The 20,333-nt window shown below is 35.8% G+C and carries 13 protein-coding genes; 7 read left to right on the top strand and 6 right to left on the bottom strand.

All coding sequences use genetic code 11. The features are described 5' to 3' along the window. Positions 1-146 precede the first annotated feature (146 nt). The 5 genes from DMB71_RS21290 (at position 147) to DMB71_RS21270 (ending at position 8,821) form a co-directional block, all read left to right on the top strand. Positions 147-470: a DUF6660 family protein gene (locus DMB71_RS21290; RefSeq protein WP_111369621.1), complete on the top strand. Its 324-nt coding sequence runs from the start codon at positions 147-149 to the stop codon at positions 468-470. A 121-nt stretch (positions 471-591) separates the two neighbouring features. After that, entirely contained in the window at positions 592-3,711 is a 3,120-nt protein-coding gene (locus DMB71_RS21285) for an efflux RND transporter permease subunit (protein ID WP_111369620.1), read from the top strand. Positions 3,712-3,862: 151 nt separating this feature from the next. After that, positions 3,863-5,101: a TolC family protein gene (locus DMB71_RS21280; RefSeq protein ID WP_111369619.1), complete on the top strand. Its 1,239-nt coding sequence runs from the start codon at positions 3,863-3,865 to the stop codon at positions 5,099-5,101. Positions 5,102-5,103: 2 nt separating this feature from the next. Further along, positions 5,104-6,378, top strand: a complete 1,275-nt coding sequence (locus DMB71_RS21275) for an efflux RND transporter periplasmic adaptor subunit (RefSeq protein WP_111369618.1) — start codon at positions 5,104-5,106, stop codon at positions 6,376-6,378. Between the two features lie 442 nt (positions 6,379-6,820). Then, positions 6,821-8,821 carry a heavy metal translocating P-type ATPase gene (locus DMB71_RS21270; RefSeq protein ID WP_111369617.1) on the top strand — a complete coding sequence of 667 codons (2,001 nt, stop codon included), beginning with the start codon at positions 6,821-6,823 and terminating at the stop codon, positions 8,819-8,821. Positions 8,822-8,874: 53 nt separating this feature from the next. On the opposite strand, the gene DMB71_RS21265 is transcribed toward DMB71_RS21270, so the two are convergent. The 3 genes from DMB71_RS21265 to DMB71_RS21255 form a co-directional block, all read right to left on the bottom strand. Further along, entirely contained in the window at positions 8,875-9,525 is a 651-nt protein-coding gene (locus DMB71_RS21265) for a VOC family protein (RefSeq protein ID WP_111369616.1), read from the bottom strand. A gap of 271 nt (positions 9,526-9,796) precedes the next feature. Beyond that, entirely contained in the window at positions 9,797-11,251 is a 1,455-nt protein-coding gene (locus tag DMB71_RS21260) for a sulfatase family protein (RefSeq protein ID WP_111369615.1), read from the bottom strand. A gap of 155 nt (positions 11,252-11,406) precedes the next feature. Then, the gene (locus tag DMB71_RS21255) at positions 11,407-11,838 is read right to left on the bottom strand and encodes a DUF1810 domain-containing protein (RefSeq protein ID WP_111369614.1); all 432 of its coding nucleotides are present in this window, start codon (positions 11,836-11,838) and stop codon (positions 11,407-11,409) included. 361 nt (positions 11,839-12,199) lie between these two features. Here DMB71_RS21255 and DMB71_RS21250 point away from each other — a divergent pair, with 361 nt between their 5' ends. Next, a complete protein-coding gene (locus DMB71_RS21250; protein WP_111369761.1) occupies positions 12,200-12,949 on the top strand; it encodes a 4-hydroxy-tetrahydrodipicolinate reductase in 750 nt (249 codons plus the stop codon). 264 nt (positions 12,950-13,213) lie between these two features. On the opposite strand, the gene DMB71_RS21245 is transcribed toward DMB71_RS21250, so the two are convergent. The 3 genes from DMB71_RS21245 to DMB71_RS21235 all read right to left on the bottom strand — a co-directional run bounded on the left by DMB71_RS21245 (position 13,214) and on the right by DMB71_RS21235 (position 17,494). Continuing rightward, a complete protein-coding gene (locus tag DMB71_RS21245; RefSeq protein ID WP_111369613.1) occupies positions 13,214-13,960 on the bottom strand; it encodes a succinate dehydrogenase/fumarate reductase iron-sulfur subunit in 747 nt (248 codons plus the stop codon). 88 nt (positions 13,961-14,048) lie between these two features. After that, positions 14,049-15,959 carry a fumarate reductase/succinate dehydrogenase flavoprotein subunit gene (locus DMB71_RS21240; protein ID WP_111369612.1) on the bottom strand — a complete coding sequence of 637 codons (1,911 nt, stop codon included), beginning with the start codon at positions 15,957-15,959 and terminating at the stop codon, positions 14,049-14,051. Between the two features lie 257 nt (positions 15,960-16,216). Then, a complete protein-coding gene (locus DMB71_RS21235; RefSeq protein WP_111369611.1) occupies positions 16,217-17,494 on the bottom strand; it encodes an acetyl-CoA C-acetyltransferase in 1,278 nt (425 codons plus the stop codon). Positions 17,495-17,730: 236 nt separating this feature from the next. On the opposite strand from DMB71_RS21235, the gene DMB71_RS21230 reads away from it, so the two are divergent. Further along, positions 17,731-20,169 (top strand): TonB-dependent receptor, encoded by a 2,439-nt coding sequence (locus DMB71_RS21230; RefSeq protein WP_111369610.1) that lies wholly within the window; start codon positions 17,731-17,733, stop codon positions 20,167-20,169. Positions 20,170-20,333 lie beyond the last annotated feature (164 nt).

The following is a 20,333-nucleotide window of genomic DNA, read 5'->3' as shown; positions in this document are numbered from 1 at the left end:
CGAAATTTTCTTACCTCTGACAAAATTTTTGAAGAAAAAAATAAAACTATTAAAATAATTTTCAGGCGATTAAGCTCAATTTTATTTTAAGTATTATTGCTGTGGCCTAAATGAAAAATTAAATAATAAATTGTACTTTTACAGTCGTGAAATGGATAACAATCATATTGTCGATTTATCTGCTGGCATTGTCTAATATGCCATGCGCAGATATGGAAGTAAACAGTGCCATGCATAAAACAGCTCAGTTTGCTTCAGAAGATAATCATTCGCATGATAAAACAAATGACTTATGTTCTCCATTTTGTGCCTGCAATTGTTGCGGTGCGCAGGTTTTAAGTTACCATTCTGCTGTAAGTTTTGAATTTCCTAAAACTTACAATCAAATTTCAATTGCATTACCAAGTTATAATTCTGTTTTTATTTCCAATTTCTACGGAAGTATTTGGCAGCCCCCTCAAATAGCATAATGATTGTGCCTGTCCAGTTCCGATAACTATCGGAATCGAAAACGGGCGAGAGAGTTGTGGACTTTCCACACGTTTACAGACAATTTAATTGTCTCATTTTCTCACGTCATTATATATTCAAATGTTAGATAAAATCATTCAGTTTAGTATACGAAACAAATTCGTCATACTATTATTTACCCTTGCGCTCATTGCGTGGGGAAGCTATTCGCTTAAAAAATTACCGCTCGATGCCCTGCCAGATGTAACCAACAATCAGGTTCAGATTATTACCACTGCACCTACACTGGCAAGTCAGGAAGTAGAACAATTAATAACTTATCCCTTAGAAAGAGCTGTAAAAACAGTTCCAAATGTGATAGAACTCCGCAGTATTTCCCGATTTGGATTATCGGTTGTAACCGTTGTTTTCGAAGATGATGTTGACATTTATTGGGCGCGCGAACAGATATTCCAGCGTTTAAAACAAGCCGAAGAAAACATTCCAGATTATGTAGATTCTCCAGAATTAGCGCCAATTTCTACAGGTTTAGGAGAAATTTACCAATACGATGTTTATGCCAAAAAAGGTTACGAAGACAAATACAGTGCAATAGAACTGAGAACAATTCAGGACTGGATTATTATTCCGCAATTGCAGGGAATTAAAGGAGTTGCCGAAGTAAGTTCTTGGGGAGGAAAACTAAAACAATTCGAAATTGCCGTAAACCCAAATATGCTCAATAGTTTGGGTGTTACGATTACCGAAATTTTTGATGCTTTAGAAAAAAACAATCAAAATACTGGAGGCGCTTATATAGAAAAAGATCAATACACCTATTTTATTCGTGGTGTTGGAATGGCAAAAGGGATAAAAGACCTTGAAAATGTAGTAGTAAAAAACCGAAACGGCTCGCCTGTTTTGGTTCGAAATGTAGCGCAGGTTCGCGAAGGTATTGCATTACGTTATGGAGCTTCGACTAAAGACGGAAAAGGTGAAATTGTTTCTGGAATGGTTTTGATGTTAAAAGGAGAAAACTCAAGCGCAGTCGTTAATCGTGTGCACGAAAAAATGGCTCAGATTAACAAAAGTCTTCCAGAAGGAGTTGTTGCAGAAGCTTTTATTGATAGAGGAAAACTCGTTGACAATTCCATTAAAACGATTACAAAGAATTTATTAGAAGGAGCATTAATCGTGATTTTTGTCTTGATATTATTCTTAGGAAATCTTCGCGCAGGATTAATTGTCGCTTCTGTTATTCCGCTGGCAATGTTGTTTGCCGTTATTTTAATGAATGCCTTTGGCGTAAGTGGAAACTTAATGAGTCTCGGCGCCATAGATTTCGGAATCATTGTCGACGGTGCTGTTATTATTGTCGAAGCCACGATGCACCATCTCCAGAAATTCAAAAATAAAAAAGAATTGACACAGGAAGAAATGGACGATGAGGTTTACAATTCGGCTTCAAAAATTAGAAATAGTGCGGCTTTTGGTGAAATTATTATCTTAATCGTATATCTGCCAATTCTAGCTTTAATTGGAACAGAAGGAAAAATGTTCAAGCCAATGGCCATGACAGTTGGTTTTGCCATTATTGGAGCATTTATTCTTTCGTTGACTTATATTCCGATGATGAGTGCTTTGTTTCTTTCTAAAAAAACAGAACACAAAGAGAACTTTAGCGACCGTATGATCGCTTGGCTAGAAAGCCGTTATACGCCTTTGTTGAAAAAAGCTTTAGAGTTTAAAAAAGTAGTGCTTTCTGTTGCAATTGGGTTATTTGCATTTGCTTTTATTGTTTTCCAAAATATGGGAGGCGAATTTATTCCAACAATTGAAGAAGGCGATTTGGCAATTAATGCCACAATCATGACAGGAAGTTCGCTTACGCAGATGGTTGAAACGACGACTAAATATGAACAGATTCTAAAAGCAAAATTCCCTGAAATTAAAACCATTGTAACAAAAATCGGAAGCGGTGAAATTCCGACCGATCCAATGCCAATAGAAAGCGGGGATTTGATTATTGTTTTAAAAGACAAAAAAGAATGGAGAAGCAAATATCGCAATTGGGAAGAATTGGCTAATGCGATGAAAGAAGAAATGGAAATTATTCCAGGAGCGAATATCGAAATCTCTCAGCCAATTCAGATGCGTTTTAATGAGTTAATGACAGGAAGCCGATCTGATATTGCGATTAAGATTTTTGGTGATGATTTGGAAATTCTAGATGCAAAAGCCACAGAATTGATTTCAAAAATAAAAGGAATCGAAGGAATCGGCGACTTAAAAGCCGATAAAGTAACAGGATTACCGCAAATTACCATCAAATACGATTACGATAAAATCGCGCTTTACGGACTGAACATTTCTGATATCAATCAAATTATCCGTTCGTCTTTTGCTGGCGAAGTGGCTGGAAAAATTTATGACGAAAGCAAAAGATTTGATGTTGTAGTACGAATGGACGAAAACAATCGTGGTGATATTACAGATGTGAGCAATTTGTTTATTCCCCTTCCTAACGGACAACAAGTGCCACTTTCTCAGGTTGCTTCTGTAGAATACGAACAAGGTCCTGTGCAGGTTATCCGCGAAGACGGAAAACGAAGAATTACCATTGGATTAAACGTTCGCGGAAGAGACATTAAAAGCGTTGTAGAAGAAATTCAAGCAAAATTGGATAAAAATTTCAAACTTCCTTCAGGCTATTATGTCACTTATGGCGGACAGTTCGAAAATCTGATTGAAGCTTCCAAAAGGCTTTCTGTAGCCTTGCCAATCGCTTTAGGACTTATTTTGGTTTTACTGTATTTCACTTTTAAAAGTGCCAAACAAGCGTTGTTGATTTTTAGTGCGATTCCGTTATCAGCTATCGGAGGTGTTTTTGCGCTTTCGTTAAGAGGAATGCCGTTTAGTATTTCTGCCGGAATTGGTTTTATCGCTTTATTCGGAATTGCGGTTCTAAATGGAATTGTATTGATTTCGTATTTCAATCAATTAAAAACAGAAGGTATTTCAGATCCGTTTCAGAGAATCCTTATCGGAACCAAAACGCGTTTGCGTCCTGTTTTAATGACTGCTGCCGTGGCTTCATTAGGATTTCTTCCAATGGCATTGTCGACAAGCGGCGGGGCAGAAGTACAGAAACCTCTAGCAACGGTAGTAATCGGCGGATTAATCTCTGCAACTTTATTAACCTTAATCGTTTTACCGATTTTGTATTTATTGCTGGAGAGATTTAACCGCAGAGATAATTAGTAAATGAGAAAATTTGATAATTAGATAATTTACTGCGGAATGTAAAAAAGATTTTTCACGCAGATTCTGCAGATTGAAGCAGATTTAATTAATAATCTGCGTTTATCAGCTTAAATCTGTTTAAAATCTGCGTGAAACAAAAATTATAAAAATGAAAAATTTAATTAATAAAGTACAGAAAAAGTTTTGCTCCCGATGGATATCGGGATTGCGGTTAATTGCGTTTCTATTGGTAGGAACAGCAACATTTGCCCAGCAAACCATAAGTCTAGAAAAAGCTATAGAACTTGCAAAATCAAACAATATCGACTTAAAAATTGCCGATAAAGAAATTGAAAAACAAACCGTTCTCAAAAAAGCAGCTTTTCAGCCAGATCCTTTACAAGTTCAGTATCAGGGTGGACAATTTAATAGTGCCGATTACGATCATAATGTTTCGGTACAGCAGTTTTTCCCTTTAGGAAATATTACTAAAGCCAACAGGCAATTGCAGGAAGAACTTGCAAAATTAGCCGAAAAACAAAAAGCGCTGTCTTCGTATGAAATCGAAAAGGCGGTTACATTGGCGTATTATCAATATCTGTATGGCGTTTCAATCCAGAAACTCAATTCAGAATTGAATGATATTTATACCAAATTTCTAAAAAATGCCGAACTGCGTTTTAAAACAGGAGAAAGTGGAAATATTGAAGTAATTAGCGCTAAAGCGAAAGTAAAAGAAATTGAAACTCAGAAAGCACAATTAGAATATGATTTGGTAATCTATCAGAAACAGTTGCAGTTTTTCATCCAGACAAATGAAAATATTGTTCCAGACCAAAATACGTCTTTACAATATGCTTTTATAGAAAATCAAGAAAATACAAAAGTAGAAGCTCTTATGACTGATTTCTATCAGCAGCAAATATCGGTTTATAAGAAAGAAGCTGTAGCATTTAAAGCGTTACGCACACCAAAAGTTGGTTTAGGATATTTTGCTCAGACAATAGATAAAGAGTCTTTGTTTCAGGGTTTTACGGCTGGATTGCAGATTCCGTTGTTTGGAGGCGTTAATACGACAAAGGCAAAGGCGGCCGAAATTAGTATTTCGCAGTCGCAATTGGCTTTAGATAAAAATAAAATAATGCTGAATCTGCAGCGAGAAGAATTACAGAATAACTTCAAAAAACAGCAGAATAACTTAGCCTATTTTCAGAATGAAGGTTTGCATTATGCCGATCAGATTATCGAAACAGCTCAAAAAAGTTATGCTAATGGCGATATGAGTTATTGGTCGTACATCAGTTTTCTGAATCAGGCAATTGATATTAAAAAACAATTTGCCGAGGCAACGCATAGCTATAATCAAAGTGCCATCGAACTTCAATTTCCAACCATCAAAAACAATTAAAAATGAAAAATATATTTAAAAGTTTAACCGAAGATTTAACCGCAAAGTTCGCAAAGAAAAAACGCGAAGTCCGCAAGGAAATTAAACTTAGCGTGCTTTGCGGAACCTTTGCGCTCTTTGCGGTTACCTTAACAAGTTGTAACGAAAAGAAAGCCGAAGAACCACAGGAAGAAGAAAAGTCAACTACAGAAGTAGCTTTAACAGAATCTCAATACAAAACAGTCGGAATTGAAACAGGTTCTGTAGAAGATCGCAATCTGAATAAAATCATTAAAGCAAATGGTTATACGACAGTTCCGCCACAAAATTCGGCTGAAGTTTCGACTTTAATTGGCGGAACAGTAAAAGACATTTTTGTTTTGGAAGGAACGTATGTAAACAAAGGAAAAGTTTTAGCAACGATTCAGAATCTGGAAGTTATCGGCATGCAAGAAGATTATCAGTCAGCCGTTGCAAATGTGGAATATCTGCAATTGGAATACAATCGTCAGAAAACGCTGAGCGACGAAAATGTCAATCCGAGAAAAACTTTTCAGGAAGTAAAAGCAAAACTAGCTGCCGAGAGAGCTCGTGCACAAGCCGCAAAAAACAAACTCGATGCTTTGCATGTCAATACAAAAGGAACGACATCGGTTGTGCCAATTGTTTCGCCTATAAATGGTTTTGTTGGGAAAATCAACATTGCCAAAGGAGCTTTTGCCAACACAGGAGTTTCGCTTTTTGAAGTGGTAGACAACAGTCAGATGCATTTGGATTTGAATGTATATGAAAAAGATTTAGGTTCGATTTCGATTGGTCAAGTAATTGACTTTGTCTTAACCAATCAATCCAATAAATCCATTAAAGGAAAGATTTTCGGAATCAATAAATCTTTTTCCAACGAAAGTAAAACCGTTGCTGTACATGCCAAAATTGATCCTGCTGACGCAAAAGGACTGATTCCGGGAATGTATGTTTCGGCGAATATCAATATAGTGAATGCAACTGTTCCAGCGTTACCAAAAGATGCAGTAGTCAAAAATGCAGACAAGTATTTTGTTTTTGTTGAAGAAACAGAACATGCAGAAGAAAAACACGAGCATGCAGCAGGCGAAAAGGAAGAAGCTCACGAAAAAGAAATTCATTTTAAAGCTATCGAAATTATGCCAGGAACAACCGATTTAGGTTTTACCGAAGTGAAGTTTGTAAATGATATTCCAGCTAATGCCAAAATTGTAACGAAAGGCGCATTTTATCTGCTTTCTGCAATGAAGGGCGGAGGAGAACATACGCACTAGTTGGTTTTGCCACGGAGGCACTAAACCCTAAGTTTTTTTTATGCTGGAGTGAAATTTGCTCGCAAAGTCGCTAAGACGCAAAGTTTTTTTCAAACACATTTAATGAACTTAATTTGAGTTGCCTCCAGCTAAAGCTGGCGGAAATTGAAAAATAAGTTCTGACACAGATTTAAAGGATTAACATGATTTTTATTCTGTACAGATTTAGTAGATTTTTTAAAATCCTTCTAATCCTTTAAATCTGTGGCAAAAAAACTTTGCGACTCTGCTCCCGATAGCTATCGGGATTGCGAGATTAAATCTTTTGGCTTTAAAAAAAAACTTAGGGGCTTAGTGCCTTTGCGGCAATAAACTTTCCCACAAAATGCTTAAATTTAGGACATTATTTAAACAGAGTTTCAGAACAGCAAAAACATGAAACTTGAAACATGAAACTAAAAAAATGATACATCAAGATAAAGAAATAAAAAGTGTAAAAAATAAAGCCAAACCTTCGTGCTGTTGTTCGCATGACGAACCTGTGCACTCTGATAATGATGGGCACGATCACGGAGGTCATGACCATGAACACAATGTAGAAGGGAGTTGGTTTAAACTGTTTCTGCCATCTATTATATCTTTTGTTTTATTGCTAATCGGAATTGGTTTTGATAATTACTTTCCGAAAGATTGGTTTACAGGATATGTTAGAATAGCTTGGTATGCGATTGCGTATCTACCAGTTGGGCTTCCAGTTTTAAGAGAAGCGTATGAAAGCATTGTAAAAGGAGATGTTTTTTCTGAATTTTTCCTAATGTGCATTGCTACAATTGGAGCTTTTGCGATTGGCGAATATCCAGAAGGTGTTGCTGTTATGCTGTTTTATACCATTGGCGAAACTTTTCAGGGAATGGCGGTTAACAGAGCAAAATCAAGCATTAAAAATCTGCTGGATCAGCGTCCCGATGAGGTACATATATTAAAAAATAATGTTGCAATAAAAGTCAAAGCTAAAGACGTTCAGATCGGAGCTATTATTCAGCTAAAAGCGGGAGAAAAACTTGGTTTGGACGGCGAATTATTATCAGATTCAGCTTCGTTTAATACAGCAGCTCTAACAGGAGAAAGTAAACCAGATACCAAGAAGAAAGGTGAAACTGTTTTAGCGGGAATGATAAACGGCAATACAATCGCCGAAGTAAAAGTAACAACTGCTTATAGTGATAGTAAATTGTCTAAAATTTTGGAATTGGTGCAAAATGCCACAACAAAAAAAGCGCCTGCGGAATTGTTTATTAGAAAGTTTGCTAAAATCTATACGCCAATTGTGGTATTTCTTGCAATTGCAATTTGCATAATCCCAATGCTTTTTGTTGATAATTATGTTTTTACAGATTGGCTTTATAGATCGTTGGTTTTCCTTGTGATTTCCTGTCCTTGTGCTTTGGTTATCAGTATTCCGCTTGGATATTTTGGCGGTATCGGTGCTGCAAGCAGAAACGGAATTTTGTTTAAAGGCAGTAATTTCCTTGACAGTATTTCGACAATCCAGAATGTAGTGGTAGACAAAACCGGAACTATGACTGAAGGTGTTTTTAAAGTTCAAGAAGTTATTATAAAACCTGAATTTGATAAAGACAAAATATTAAAACTGATCAATGTTTTAGAAAATAAAAGTTCGCATCCTGTGGCAACAGCAATCCATAATCATGTTGGACCAATTGATTCTTCCGTAGAATTAAAAGATATTCAAGAAATTTCAGGGCACGGATTAAAAGCTTTTTATAACGGAAAAGAATTGCATGTAGGGAATTTTAAATTGTTGGATAAATATTCGATTTCGTATGATATTGATCCCTCTTCGATAGTGTACACCACAATTGCGATTGCTTACGAAGGTAAATTTGCTGGTTATTTAACTATTGCTGATGAAATTAAAGAAGACGCCAAAGAAACTGTTTCTAAACTAAAATCTTTAGGAGTAAAATTGACTATGTTAAGCGGAGATAAAGCGAATGTTGTTCAATTTGTGGCTGATAAACTCGGAATAACGAAAGCTTTTGGTGACTTACTTCCAGAAGATAAAGTGGATAAAGTCAACGAAATTAAAGCTAAGAACGAAACTATTGCCTTTGTGGGAGATGGTGTAAATGATGCGCCTGTAATTGCGTTAAGTACCGTAGGAATTGCAATGGGAGGATTAGGAAGCGACGCTGCCATAGAAACTGCAGATATTGTAATTCAGGATGATAAACCAAGTAAAATTGCAATGGCAATTAATATCGGGAAACAAACCAAAAAGATTGTCTGGCAGAATATTACTTTAGCATTTGTGGTTAAGGCTTTTGTCTTAATTCTTGGCGCGGGCGGACTTGCTACCATGTGGGAAGCTGTTTTTGCTGATGTTGGAGTAGCATTATTAGCAATTTTGAATGCGGTTAGAATTCAGAGGATGAAGTTTTAAATCTGTCATATAAAATAACAAAAGCCCAATTCAGCTGAATTGGGCTTTTTGATTTAAAATTTCAGATTAATTATATTTTCATCATTTTCTAAAGTAATTTCAGTTGGATTACTTTCAGAAGGAATTTGAGTAGGATACCAATTTCTAGTAGGCTGTACTAGAATCAACAAACCTTCATGATCGCCAATTGCAGCAAATTTATCGGTATTTGTATTTTGAGAAAAGAAGTGAAGCCCATGTTCTTCTATTAATTGATTTCCTAATTGTAATGGACTTTCCGTAACAATTCCGATTTCGCTTATACTTAAAATGGATGCAGAATTAAATTCGCCAACTTGTTCGTTATTAAGATCATGTCGGGCAATGAATTCCAGTAAATTTCCGTTGTGATCAAAGAAATAAATAGAATGTGCATTCCAATTTTCGAAATTAGTAACTACACTTTTATCTTCCAAAACAATTAATTCGACCTTGTCTTTGCACCATTGAATGGCTTCTTCAAGCTGATTTTCTGGAATATTGAAAGCAAAATGATATATGGAATTAAACTCTTTATCTTCGACAAATTTCAAAATAGAAGTTCCAGCCTGAAATGTTATCGATTTTTGGTCATTTTCCAAGATGAAAAGTCCAAAAACGTTCTCATAAAATGCTTTCGTTTTTTGTATATCGTTTGTTTTGATTTGTATCTGATCTATTCTCATTACAGTAAATTTTTATAAAAGAAAAAAGTTCCTTTTAAGTTCTAGTCAAATTTAAGAAATGCCAATAGCATCAAGGTTAAAGAGGTATTTTATGTCTCAATAAAAACATAGTAAATAATTATTGATTGGAGTTAAATTGCATCTCTAAATATTTTATTAAAGTTACAAAAAGACAAACTGACATTGTTGTATGATTATCGAAAAAACTTTCATTTTATAATCTTTGCTTTCAAACAAAAAAAAGCCCGATTGCGGTCGGACTTTTTTTGTTTTAATATGTGGCAGGTTTTCTAATGTTCTTTCCAACCTTATTATTTAAATCATCGCCAAGATCTTCTCTCGCAGTATTTGCAATTTTCTGAATTTCGGCTACTATTTCGGGATACAATTGCTGTACATCGCGAACTTCTCCAGGATCGTGTGCTAAATCGTAAAGCGCCAACGGAAATTCTGCGGAAGCGCCTTCACCGCGATAGCCGTCTTTTCCTTGCAGTTTTTTGTTGTAGGTTGTGCCTTTGTGAGGGAAAACCAGTTTCCAATGTTTGTATCTGATGGCTTCTAAGTTGTTGCTTCCAACGCCAAAATAGTAATAAAAAACTTCTCTCGGACCAGAAGCTGTTTTTCCAGTTAGAACAGGAAGAAAATTCAAACCGTCAATTTGATTTTTAGGCAATGAAGCTCCTGTTATGGCAGCAATTGTAGGCAGTAAATCCATATTGGTCATAAGAGAACTGTTTACAGTGCCATTTTTTATTTTGCCTGGCCATCGAATTAAAAACGGAACTCTCGTACCACCTTCCCAAGTAGTTGATTTTCCTTCTCTAAAGCCTCCTGAAGAACCTGCATTGTCACCAAAAACAAGCCACGGACCATTGTCGCTCGTTATAATCAGAATGGTATTTTTTGCAATTCCTTCTTTGTCCAATGTGTTTATGATTTCGCCAATTGACCAATCTAATTCCATTATTACATCCCCAAAAAGACCTAAATCGCTTTTTCCCTTAAATTTGTCTGAAACCGCCAAAGGTGCGTGAGGTAGAGGATGAGTCAGATACAAAAAGAAAGGATCTTTTTTATTTTTTTGAATAAAGCCAATCGCTTTTTCGGTAAAAAGAGTCGTTAATTTTGAAGCATCTTTTATATTTTCTATTGTATCAATAGTAGTTGTGTTGCTGATTAATGGAAGCGGAGGAAAGCTCGAGCGCATATCTTTTGCATCAGTGACTTTTGAATAACCGTCATAATCAATTGGCCATACATCATGAGAATACGGAATCCCAAAAAACTCATCAAAACCATAATTAGTTGGCCAGTATGGAAGTTCATTTCCTAAATGCCATTTTCCATAATTGGCAGTTTTGTATCCGTTTTTCTTTAAAAGAGTTGCAATGGTTTCTTCGTTTGGATTTAAAGCGTGTTTGGCACCCGGAAGCAATACGCCCGACATTCCGATTCTGTTTGGATAACAGCCTGTTAGCAAAGCCGCTCTTGAGGCAGTGCAAATAGCCTGTCCAGCATTAAAATTGGTTAAACGCATTCCTTCTTCGGCAACTTGATTAAAATGTGGAGTATTGACTCCAGTCATTCCATACGGTTCTGTGTCGCCATAACCCATATCATCCATGTTGATGATAATAATATTCGGTTTAGAATTCGAGTTTTTACTTTGAGCAATGCCTAAAGAGGTGATTGCCGAAAGAAAGAGCAAGAAGAAACTTCTTTTCATAATTTGTGGTTTTTGAAATAATTAATAATGGCATGGCGTATAAGTTTGGTTGACCACAAATATATTGAAAAGATGAAATTTAGAAATAAAAAAAAGCCCATTTTATATCGAAAAGGGTTTGGGAGATTTTGAGATTTATTGCTCTAAATTTAACATCAAAGATTACTATACAATAATTGCAGTGTATGAAAATCGGACGAACCGTCAAAATGTTTGTGAAGCACTTCCTGAAAAATAGGTTCTGTATTTTGAACACTGGCAAACAATGTCATGCAAGATTGAAGATTTTCTACGTCAATACTTTCAAAAATATCAGAAACATTTTCTTCCTTTTTGATAAGTTCAGAAGTGATTTCTACAAGATGTTTTCCTAAAATTGGGTGTTCTAGAAACGCAATAGCTTCATCTGCATTTTTGATTTCGTAAAACTTGGAAGTATCGCTAGAACCCATTCCTTTTATCTGCGGAAATATAAACCACATCCAAGGAGATTCTTTTTTACCATTCTTGATTTCGTCCAGAGCTGTCAAATACAATTTATTTTGAGCATCTAAAAAACGAAGCAGTCCATTATTGTTGTAGGCCATTACTTACTGATATTTATTTGGGGTATCAGGCCATAAATCTAGTCAAAATTTGTTTACTTGTATCTTCTGTAATTGATTTTTTAAAACCATTTTTTAACATATTAAATTGAATAATTTATAAAAGCGATTAATGTGTAAAATTAGATAAGCTGAATTTGTATTAACATATAAAATCTTATTAATAAAAAATTTTATTGTTATAAAACGAAGTTTTTGTTGGCAATTCTGTTATGATTTTCCTATTTTTATGAACAGGCGGTTTCAAAAACGGTCTGAATTCTTTAAAATTAGAATTGATATTGACTTCTTAAATATCAATATTTTCAACCGAGCACTTTCGCTCATAAAAAAATAAATGCTTATGAAAATAGGATTAATCGGATTCGGAAAAACTGGAAAATCAGTAGCTTCAATATTATTAGAAAATAAAAAATTCTGTTTAGAATGGGTTTTACGCCAAAGTACGGTTTTAGAACACAGATCGGTTCCAGAATTTTTTGGAGTCCAGTCAGAAGAACCCGGCTTAATCTATTCTAGTTCTAAAACTTCTATCGAAGAATTATTAGAAAAGCATCCTGTTGATGTAATTATTGATTTTTCATCACATCAAGGAATTTATACATACGGAGAAGTGGCAGCGAAGAAAAATATCAAAATCATTTCGGCCATTTCACATTATAAAGATAAAGAACTGGATTTCCTGAAAAAGCTGGCAAAAAAGACCACAGTATTTTGGTCGCCAAATATTACTTTGGGAGTTAACTATTTATTATTTGCCGCTAAATTTCTAAAGAAAATTGCACCTTGGGTTGATATCGAAGTAAACGAAGAACATTTTAAAACCAAACAAGGAACCTCTGGAACAGCCGTAAAAATTGCCGAAGCGCTAGACGTTGATAAAGAAAATATAAATTCGGTTAGGGCAGGAGGAATTGTCGGAAAACACGAAGTTATTTTTGGTTTTCCGTTTCAAACTGTGCGTTTAATTCACGAATCGATTTCGAGGGAAGCTTTTGGAAACGGAGTTATTTTTGTTGCCGAAAATTTAAAAGAGAAAGAAAAGGGATTATACAATTTTGAAGATATTTTGACGCCTTATTTTACGGTTTAAGTTTTTTTGCCACTAAGGCACAAAGACACTAAGCTTTTTTAGTCTGGCAATCCCGATAGCTATCGGGAGCAGAGTCGCAAAGTTTTTTTTTGAAAAATGGCTAATGCTGTTTGTCTTCCTGAGCAAAGTCGAAGGATAAGCGTAATGTATTTAAAATATATTTAATCTCGCAAAGACGCAAAGTCGCAAAGTTTTAAAACTTAAAAAAATTAAAAAAGAAATAAAGACTTTGCGACTTTGCGTCTTTGCGAGAAATTCACTCATTTACTTCCTAAAAGTCAAAGCCTTCATATATTCTAAATTCATTTTAGCAATTGAAAGCACCGAAATTCCCTGCGGGCATTCGATTTCGCAGGCTCTTGTATCAGAGCACGCTCCAAAACCTTCTTCATCCATTTGTTTTACCATAGAAACAGCACGTTTAGGAGCTTCCAATTTACCTTGTGGTAAAAGCGCCAGATGCGTTATTTTGGCACCAACAAACAAAGCTGCGCTGGCATTTTTGCATGAAGCCACACACGCTCCGCAACCAATACAGGCTGCAGCATCAAAGGCTGCTTCGGCGGTTTCGTATGAAATCGGAATACTATTTGCTTCTGGCGCCTGACCTGTTGAAGCTCCTATAAAACCTCCTGAAGCTATGATAGTATCAAATGCTTTTCGGTCAATTTTTAAATCACGTAAAACAGGAAAAGCTTTAGCGCGAAAAGGCTCAATATAAATAGTGTCTCCATCTTTAAAACTTCTCATATGAAGCTGACAGGTTGTAGTATTTTTTAAAGGTCCGTGAGCGCGTCCGTTTATCATGACGCCGCATTGCCCACAGATTCCTTCACGGCAATCATGATCAAATTCTATAACACGTTCGCCATTTTGAATAAGAGATTCGTTCAAAAGATCTAACATTTCTAGAAACGACATGTGTTCAGACACTCCATCAATTTCATAATCGGTCATTTCTCCTTTTGTAGAAGAATTAAACTGTCGCCATATTTTTAGATAAAGTTTCATAGATAATTGTTAATTATGAATTGTTAATTATAAATGCTTATTGTGAATTAATAATTTACCATTAACAATTCACAATTAATATTCACCATTATTTATAGCTTCTCACTGCAAGTTCTACCGATTCAAATGACAAAGGTTCTTTGTGGAGTTCGGGTTCGTTATTTAAACCTTTCCATTCCCAAGCCGAAACATAACAGAATTCAGCATCGTTACGAACAGCTTCTCCGTCGGCGGTTTGATATTCTTCTCTAAAGTGTGCACCGCAGGATTCTTCGCGTTGTAAGGCATCGTAACACATTAATTCGGCTAATTCGATATAATCGGCAATTCGGCCTGCTTTTTCAAGTTCGCTGTTTAAAGTATTGTCGCCTGTAATTCTGAGATCTTTTTCAAATGAAGCTTTCAGTTCGCGAATTTCGATTAAAGCTTCCTCTAGTTTTTGTCTGCTTCGCGAAAGACCACATTTTTCATACAAAAGGCGTCCGATTTTTTTATGGAAATAATCTGCTGAAAGCGTTCCATTGGTATGTAAAAAGCGATCCAATTGTCTTCTTACTGTTTTTTCAGCTTCCTCAAATGCTGGATGCGAAATTTCAGATTTCGGTAAATTCAATTCGCCTGCCAAATAATTCGGAATGGTGTAAGGCGCAATGAAATAGCCGTCAACACAAGCTTGCAATAGTGAATTGGCCCCCAGACGATTCGCACCGTGATCGGCAAAATTGGCTTCGCCTAAAGCAAATAGCCCAGGAATTGTGGTCATAAGTTCATAATCAACCCAAAGTCCGCCCATAGTGAAATGTGCAGAAGGGGAGATGAGCATCGGTTCTTTGTAAGCGTTTATGCCTGTAATTTTTTCATACATAGCAAAAAGATTACTGTATTTGGCTTCGATTTTATCTTTTCCTTGCGCTTTTATGGCATCCGAGAAATCGAGATAAATAGCATTTTTCATTGGCCCAACGCCGTGTCCAGCATCAATTCTTTCTTTTGCTGCTCTTGACGAAATATCTCTTGGAGCGAGATTTCCAAATGAAGGATAACGGCGTTCTAAGTAATAATCACGTTCTTCTTCGGGAATAGCATTTGCATTTCGATCATCTTCCGCTTTTTTCGGAACCCAGATGCGTCCGTCATTTCGAAGCGATTCCGACATTAAAGTCAATTTTGACTGGTTTTCACCATGTTGTGGAAGTGAAGTAGGATGAAACTGAATCCAGCTTACACCAGCCATATAAGCGCCTTTTTTATGTGCTCTCCAAAGTGCCGAGCTGTTACAGCCCATGGCCAAAGTAGACAGATAATATACTTTTCCGTAACCGCCAGAAGCCAAAACTACAGCATCAGCAGCGTGGCGTTCTAGTTTGCCAGTTTCAAGATTTCGTGCAATTATTCCTTTGGCTTTGCCATCAATAACAACGAGTTCAAGCATTTCGTGACGAGTATACAAATCAACTTTTCCTAAAGACGCCTGACGTTCTAAGGCTTGATAAGCTCCCAATAGAAGCTGCTGTCCAGTTTGGCCTCTCGCATAAAAAGTTCGAGAAACTTGAACACCTCCAAAAGATCTGTTGTTTAAATAACCTGCATATTCTCTTGCGAATGGAACACCCTGTGCAACTGCGTGGTCTATAAGATGTGCAGAACATTCAGCTAAACGATAAACATTGGCTTCACGAGATCTAAAATCACCACCTTTTATAGTGTCATAAAACATTCGATACGTGCTATCGCCATCATTTTTGTAGTTTTTAGCAGCGTTTACTCCGCCTTGAGCTGCAACAGAATGCGCACGTCTTGGAGAATCCTGAAAACAGAAAGATTTTATGTTATAGCCTTGTTCAGCTAGAGAAGCCGCACATGAAGCGCCCGCAAGACCTGTCCCGACTACTATAATATTTAGTTTTTTTCGGTTGGCAGGATTGACCAGTTTGGCTTTAGACTTGTAAAGACTCCATTTATCTTCAAGAGGACCTTCGGGTATTTTTGATTCCATCATTTTTAGTGGTTTAAAATGAATTCATACAAAAGCTTAATAGAAAACTAAATATAGGATAAAATATTGATATTTAGTTGTTTTTGTATGAATTTATTTAATCTAAAAATGAACTTTAAGTATATTTTATTTGTTTGCAGTTAAAACCAGTTTTAATTAATAAGTATAAAAAAATCTGCTAAATCTGCGATCAAAATTTACTCCCGCAGATTTAGCAGATTTATATTTTTAAATTGAAATGCTTTGAAAAATATAAAGGATTATTTCTCGATTATCATTGTTACGCCTTGACCGCCTGCGGCACAGATTGAAATTAGGCCTTTTCCAGATCCTTTTTCGTTAAGAAGTTTTGCCATTACGCCAATAATTCTTCCGCCAGTTGCGGCAAATGGGTGAGCGGCTGCTAAACTGCTTCCTTTTACATTTAGTTTGTTTCGGTCAATTGCTCCTAAAGTTTTCTTTAAACCTATTTCAGCACTTAGTTCTGGACTTTCCCAAATTTTTAAAGTTGCTAAAGTCTGAGCTGCAAAAGCTTCGTGAATTTCATAATAGTCAAAATCTTGCAGATTTAATTCTGCTTTCTCCAACATTCTTGAAGCAGCAAACAAAGGTGCTAACAGAAGATTCTGTTGATTTTTAACATATTCAATTGCAGCAATTTCCGCGAAAGTAATATACGCGAAGATAGGAAGTCCTTGTTCTTTTGCCCATTCTTCGCTAGCTAAAAGAATACAAGAAGCTCCGTCTGTTAGCGGCGTTGAATTTCCTGCTGTCAAAGTTCCGTTTGCTTTATCAAAAGCGGGACTTAGTTTCGCCAATTTTTCAATTGTGCTGTCTCTTCTTAGGTTATTATCTTTTTCTAAGCCATTAAAAGGAGTAATCATATCATCAAAAAATCCTTCGTCGTATGCTTTTGCCATATTCAGATGACTTTTTAAAGCAAATTCATCCTGCTCTTCGCGAGAAATTTTATAATATTTTGCAGTAATTTCAGTATGTCCGCCCATAGAAAGTCCAGTTTGCGATTCTTCGTTTCGAGGAACTAATGGAGATAAATCTTTCGGACGAAGTTTTAAAAAGGTTTTAATTTTTTCGCCCAATGATTTTGCTTTTCGTGCATCTAGCAATATTTTTCGAAGTTTTTCACTCACCGCAATTGGTATATCGCTGATAGAATCTACACCGCCAGCGATTCCAGAATCTATCTGTCCGAGGGCAATTTTATTGGCAATATAAATAGCGCTTTCAATTCCAGTATCACAAGCTTGTTGCAAATCGCACGCTGGTGTTGCAGGATCTAGGCTTGTTTGCATCACGCATTCGCGAATTAGATTATTATCGTAAGTATGTTTAATTACAGCACCTCCAGCAACTTCACCTAATAATTTCCCTTTCAGATTGTATTTATCAATAAGACCATTGAGAGATGCGGTCATCATTTCTTTGTTTCCCACATTAGAATACGCTGTATTAGCTCTTGCAAAGGGAATTCTGTTATAGCCCACAATGGCAACTTTTCTTATTGTATTTGATTTCATATCAGGAAGTTATTTGTTTTTAGTTTTCTAAATTTAGAAGTATAAAGATAAAAATAGATTTCGGTTTGAAACTTAATCTAGATTAATATTATCAGGAAATAACTTAGAAACAATGATTTTCAAATTTAATGATGAGTTTGTCATAAAACTATATATTTATTTAGAATGAATTAAAATAATTTGGATAAGTTGAGATTAGCACATACTTTTGTCGCTCAATTTAAAATCAAAACCAAATGAAAATAATTATGAATGCCAGAGTTTATTTTTTTGTGCTGCTTTTGAGCTCATTAAATATGATGGCGCAACAGCTTGGAACTGTAAACGGAAAAGTTTCTTTGAGTGGAAATAAACCAGCAGAAAATATTGCTGTGGCTTTAAGAGGAACTAAATATTCAGATATTACAACGGTTTCAGGACATTATGAAATTAAAAATGTAAAACCAGGAACGTACACTATCGTATTAAATGGAGTAGGAATTCAGCCTATTGAAGATAAAATTGTAGTAAATTCTAAACAAACTACGACTAAGAATTTTTCTCTTTCAGAAAGCCAGGAAGATCTTGATGAAGTGGTAATTAAAAAGAATAAATACAAGCAAGATAAACCTTCATTGTCATTGCGCCTTCAGACTCCAGTTTTAGAAATTCCTCAAAATATACAAATTGTAAGTAGTCAGACTTTAAAAGACCAGCAGATTACAAGTATGAGCGACGGTGTAATCCGTAACGTAAGTGGTGCTGTACGTTTGGAACACTGGGGAGATTTGTATACGAATATTACTATGAGAGGTTCTCAAATTCAAGCTTTTAGAAACGGATTTAACGTGGTTTCTTCTTTCTGGGGGCCATTAACAGAAGATATGAGTTTTGTAGATCATATCGAGTTTGTAAAAGGACCAGCTGGGTTTATGCTTTCTAGCGGTGACCCAAGCGGATTGTATAATGTGGTGACCAAAAAGCCAACGGGAGTTACAAAAGGTGAGGTAAGTGTACTTGGCGGAAGCTACGATTTTTACAGAGTAAGTCTTGATCTTGACGGGAAATTAGATAAAAAAGGAAAATTATTATACAGATTCAACGGAGCTGCACAAAAGAAAGGTTCATTCCGTCCGTTTGAGCATAACGACCGTTACGTAATTGCACCCGTAATTTCATATCAGATTGATGATAAAACAAAATTGACATTTGAATACAACTTTCAATATGCAAATATGACTGAAGTAGGTTCTTACTATGTTTTTGGACCACAATCAGGAGGTTATGCAACTTTACCTCGCAATTTTACAATGACACAGCCAGGATTGCCAGATACAAACATTCAAGATCATAGTGGTTATTTGCAATTCGAACATAAGTTTGACGAAAATTGGAAACTTACAGCACAAACGTCTTATTTTAAATACCTTCAGCAAGGATACAGCTCTTGGCCAGGTGTTGTTGGTCCTGGACCAGTTGATAGAAATTTTGATGGTGTTCCTGAAGGAAATCTTGCTGCTGGTGAGATTATCAGAAATGTTGGTATTTGGGATGCCGAAAGTAATATGTATTTAGGACAGATTTTTGTAAATGGAAAATTCAGTACAGGAAGTGTTTCTCATAAAGTGTTGGGTGGAGTAGATTTAGGAAGCAAAGATTATATGGCAGATTGGGGACAATCGCATGATTTAGATACGGTTGATAATCCGTTTAATGTGTATAATCCAAATTATGGTACGCCATCAAATGGTTTGCCTCTGTTTGACCATAAAACGCCTCTAAGCCAGAGAGCAGGTGGACTTTACGGTTCGAAGTATGCAGCTGGTTATGTTCAAGATGAGCTTGGCTTTTTAGAAAATAAATTAAGATTGACTCTTGCTGCAAGATATACTTGGATTAGCCAAACTAGCAGCTATGAGGCAGAACCAATTGAGGATAGTCATATTACGCCTCGTGCTGGTTTAAGTTATTCTATTACTGATGATTTTGCAGTTTACGGGTTATATGATCAAGCTTTTACACCTCAATCGGGTGTAGTAAGAAGTGGCGATGTAAAACCTCTTACAGGAAATAATTTAGAATTTGGACTTAAAAAAGATTGGTTTGACGGTTCTTGGAATACAAGTTTATCTGTTTACAACATCTTAAAGAAGAATGAGTTAACAGCAGATCCTAGTAATCAGCCAAATGAACAGTATAAAATTGTTTTGGGTGAAAAAAGAGCTCGCGGTGTTGAATTTGATGTTAGAGGAAAAATCTTTGATGGTCTAAATCTTATTGCAAATTACGCATTTACAGAGTCAACTGTAACTAAAGTTGATCCAGCTGTTTCTGCAGCTAATGGTATTAATGTAGGAGACGTTGTTCCAGGTTATGCTAAACATACAGCAAATGCATGGTTAAATTACACATTGCAGCATGGAAAATTAAAAGGTTTTGGTGCTTCTATTGGAGGAACTTTCCTTGACGGACGCCAGACAGATACTTGGAGCGAAGGTCTTCAAAAATTGCCTTCTTACTTTAAATTGGATGGAGGTTTATCTTATGAAACTGGTAAAATCAAAGTTACTGCAAACGTATTCAATATCTTAGATAAATATTTATATAGCGGTTCATACTACAGTTGGTTAAATGCTTATTACTGGCAGGCTGAAGCTCCAAGAAATTTTAGAGTTGGTGTTACTTATAAATTCTAAATAAAGGTTCTGAGGTGCTAAGGCTCAAAGGAACAAAGGCTTGAAAATCTATATTTTTATGAATTGCCTCCAGTTTTAACTGGAGGTTTGTAATTTTAAAAGTCAAAAGGCTTTAGCCAAACTAGTAATGTTTGGCTAAAGCCTTTAATTTTTGTTTTATGTTT

It is taken from the genome of Flavobacterium tistrianum, assembly GCF_003254545.1.
Classification (GTDB): Bacteria; Bacteroidota; Bacteroidia; order Flavobacteriales; family Flavobacteriaceae; genus Flavobacterium; species Flavobacterium tistrianum.
The sequence above is the reverse complement of the archived record's forward strand: the minus strand, read 5'-3'. Positions and strand labels throughout refer to the sequence as shown.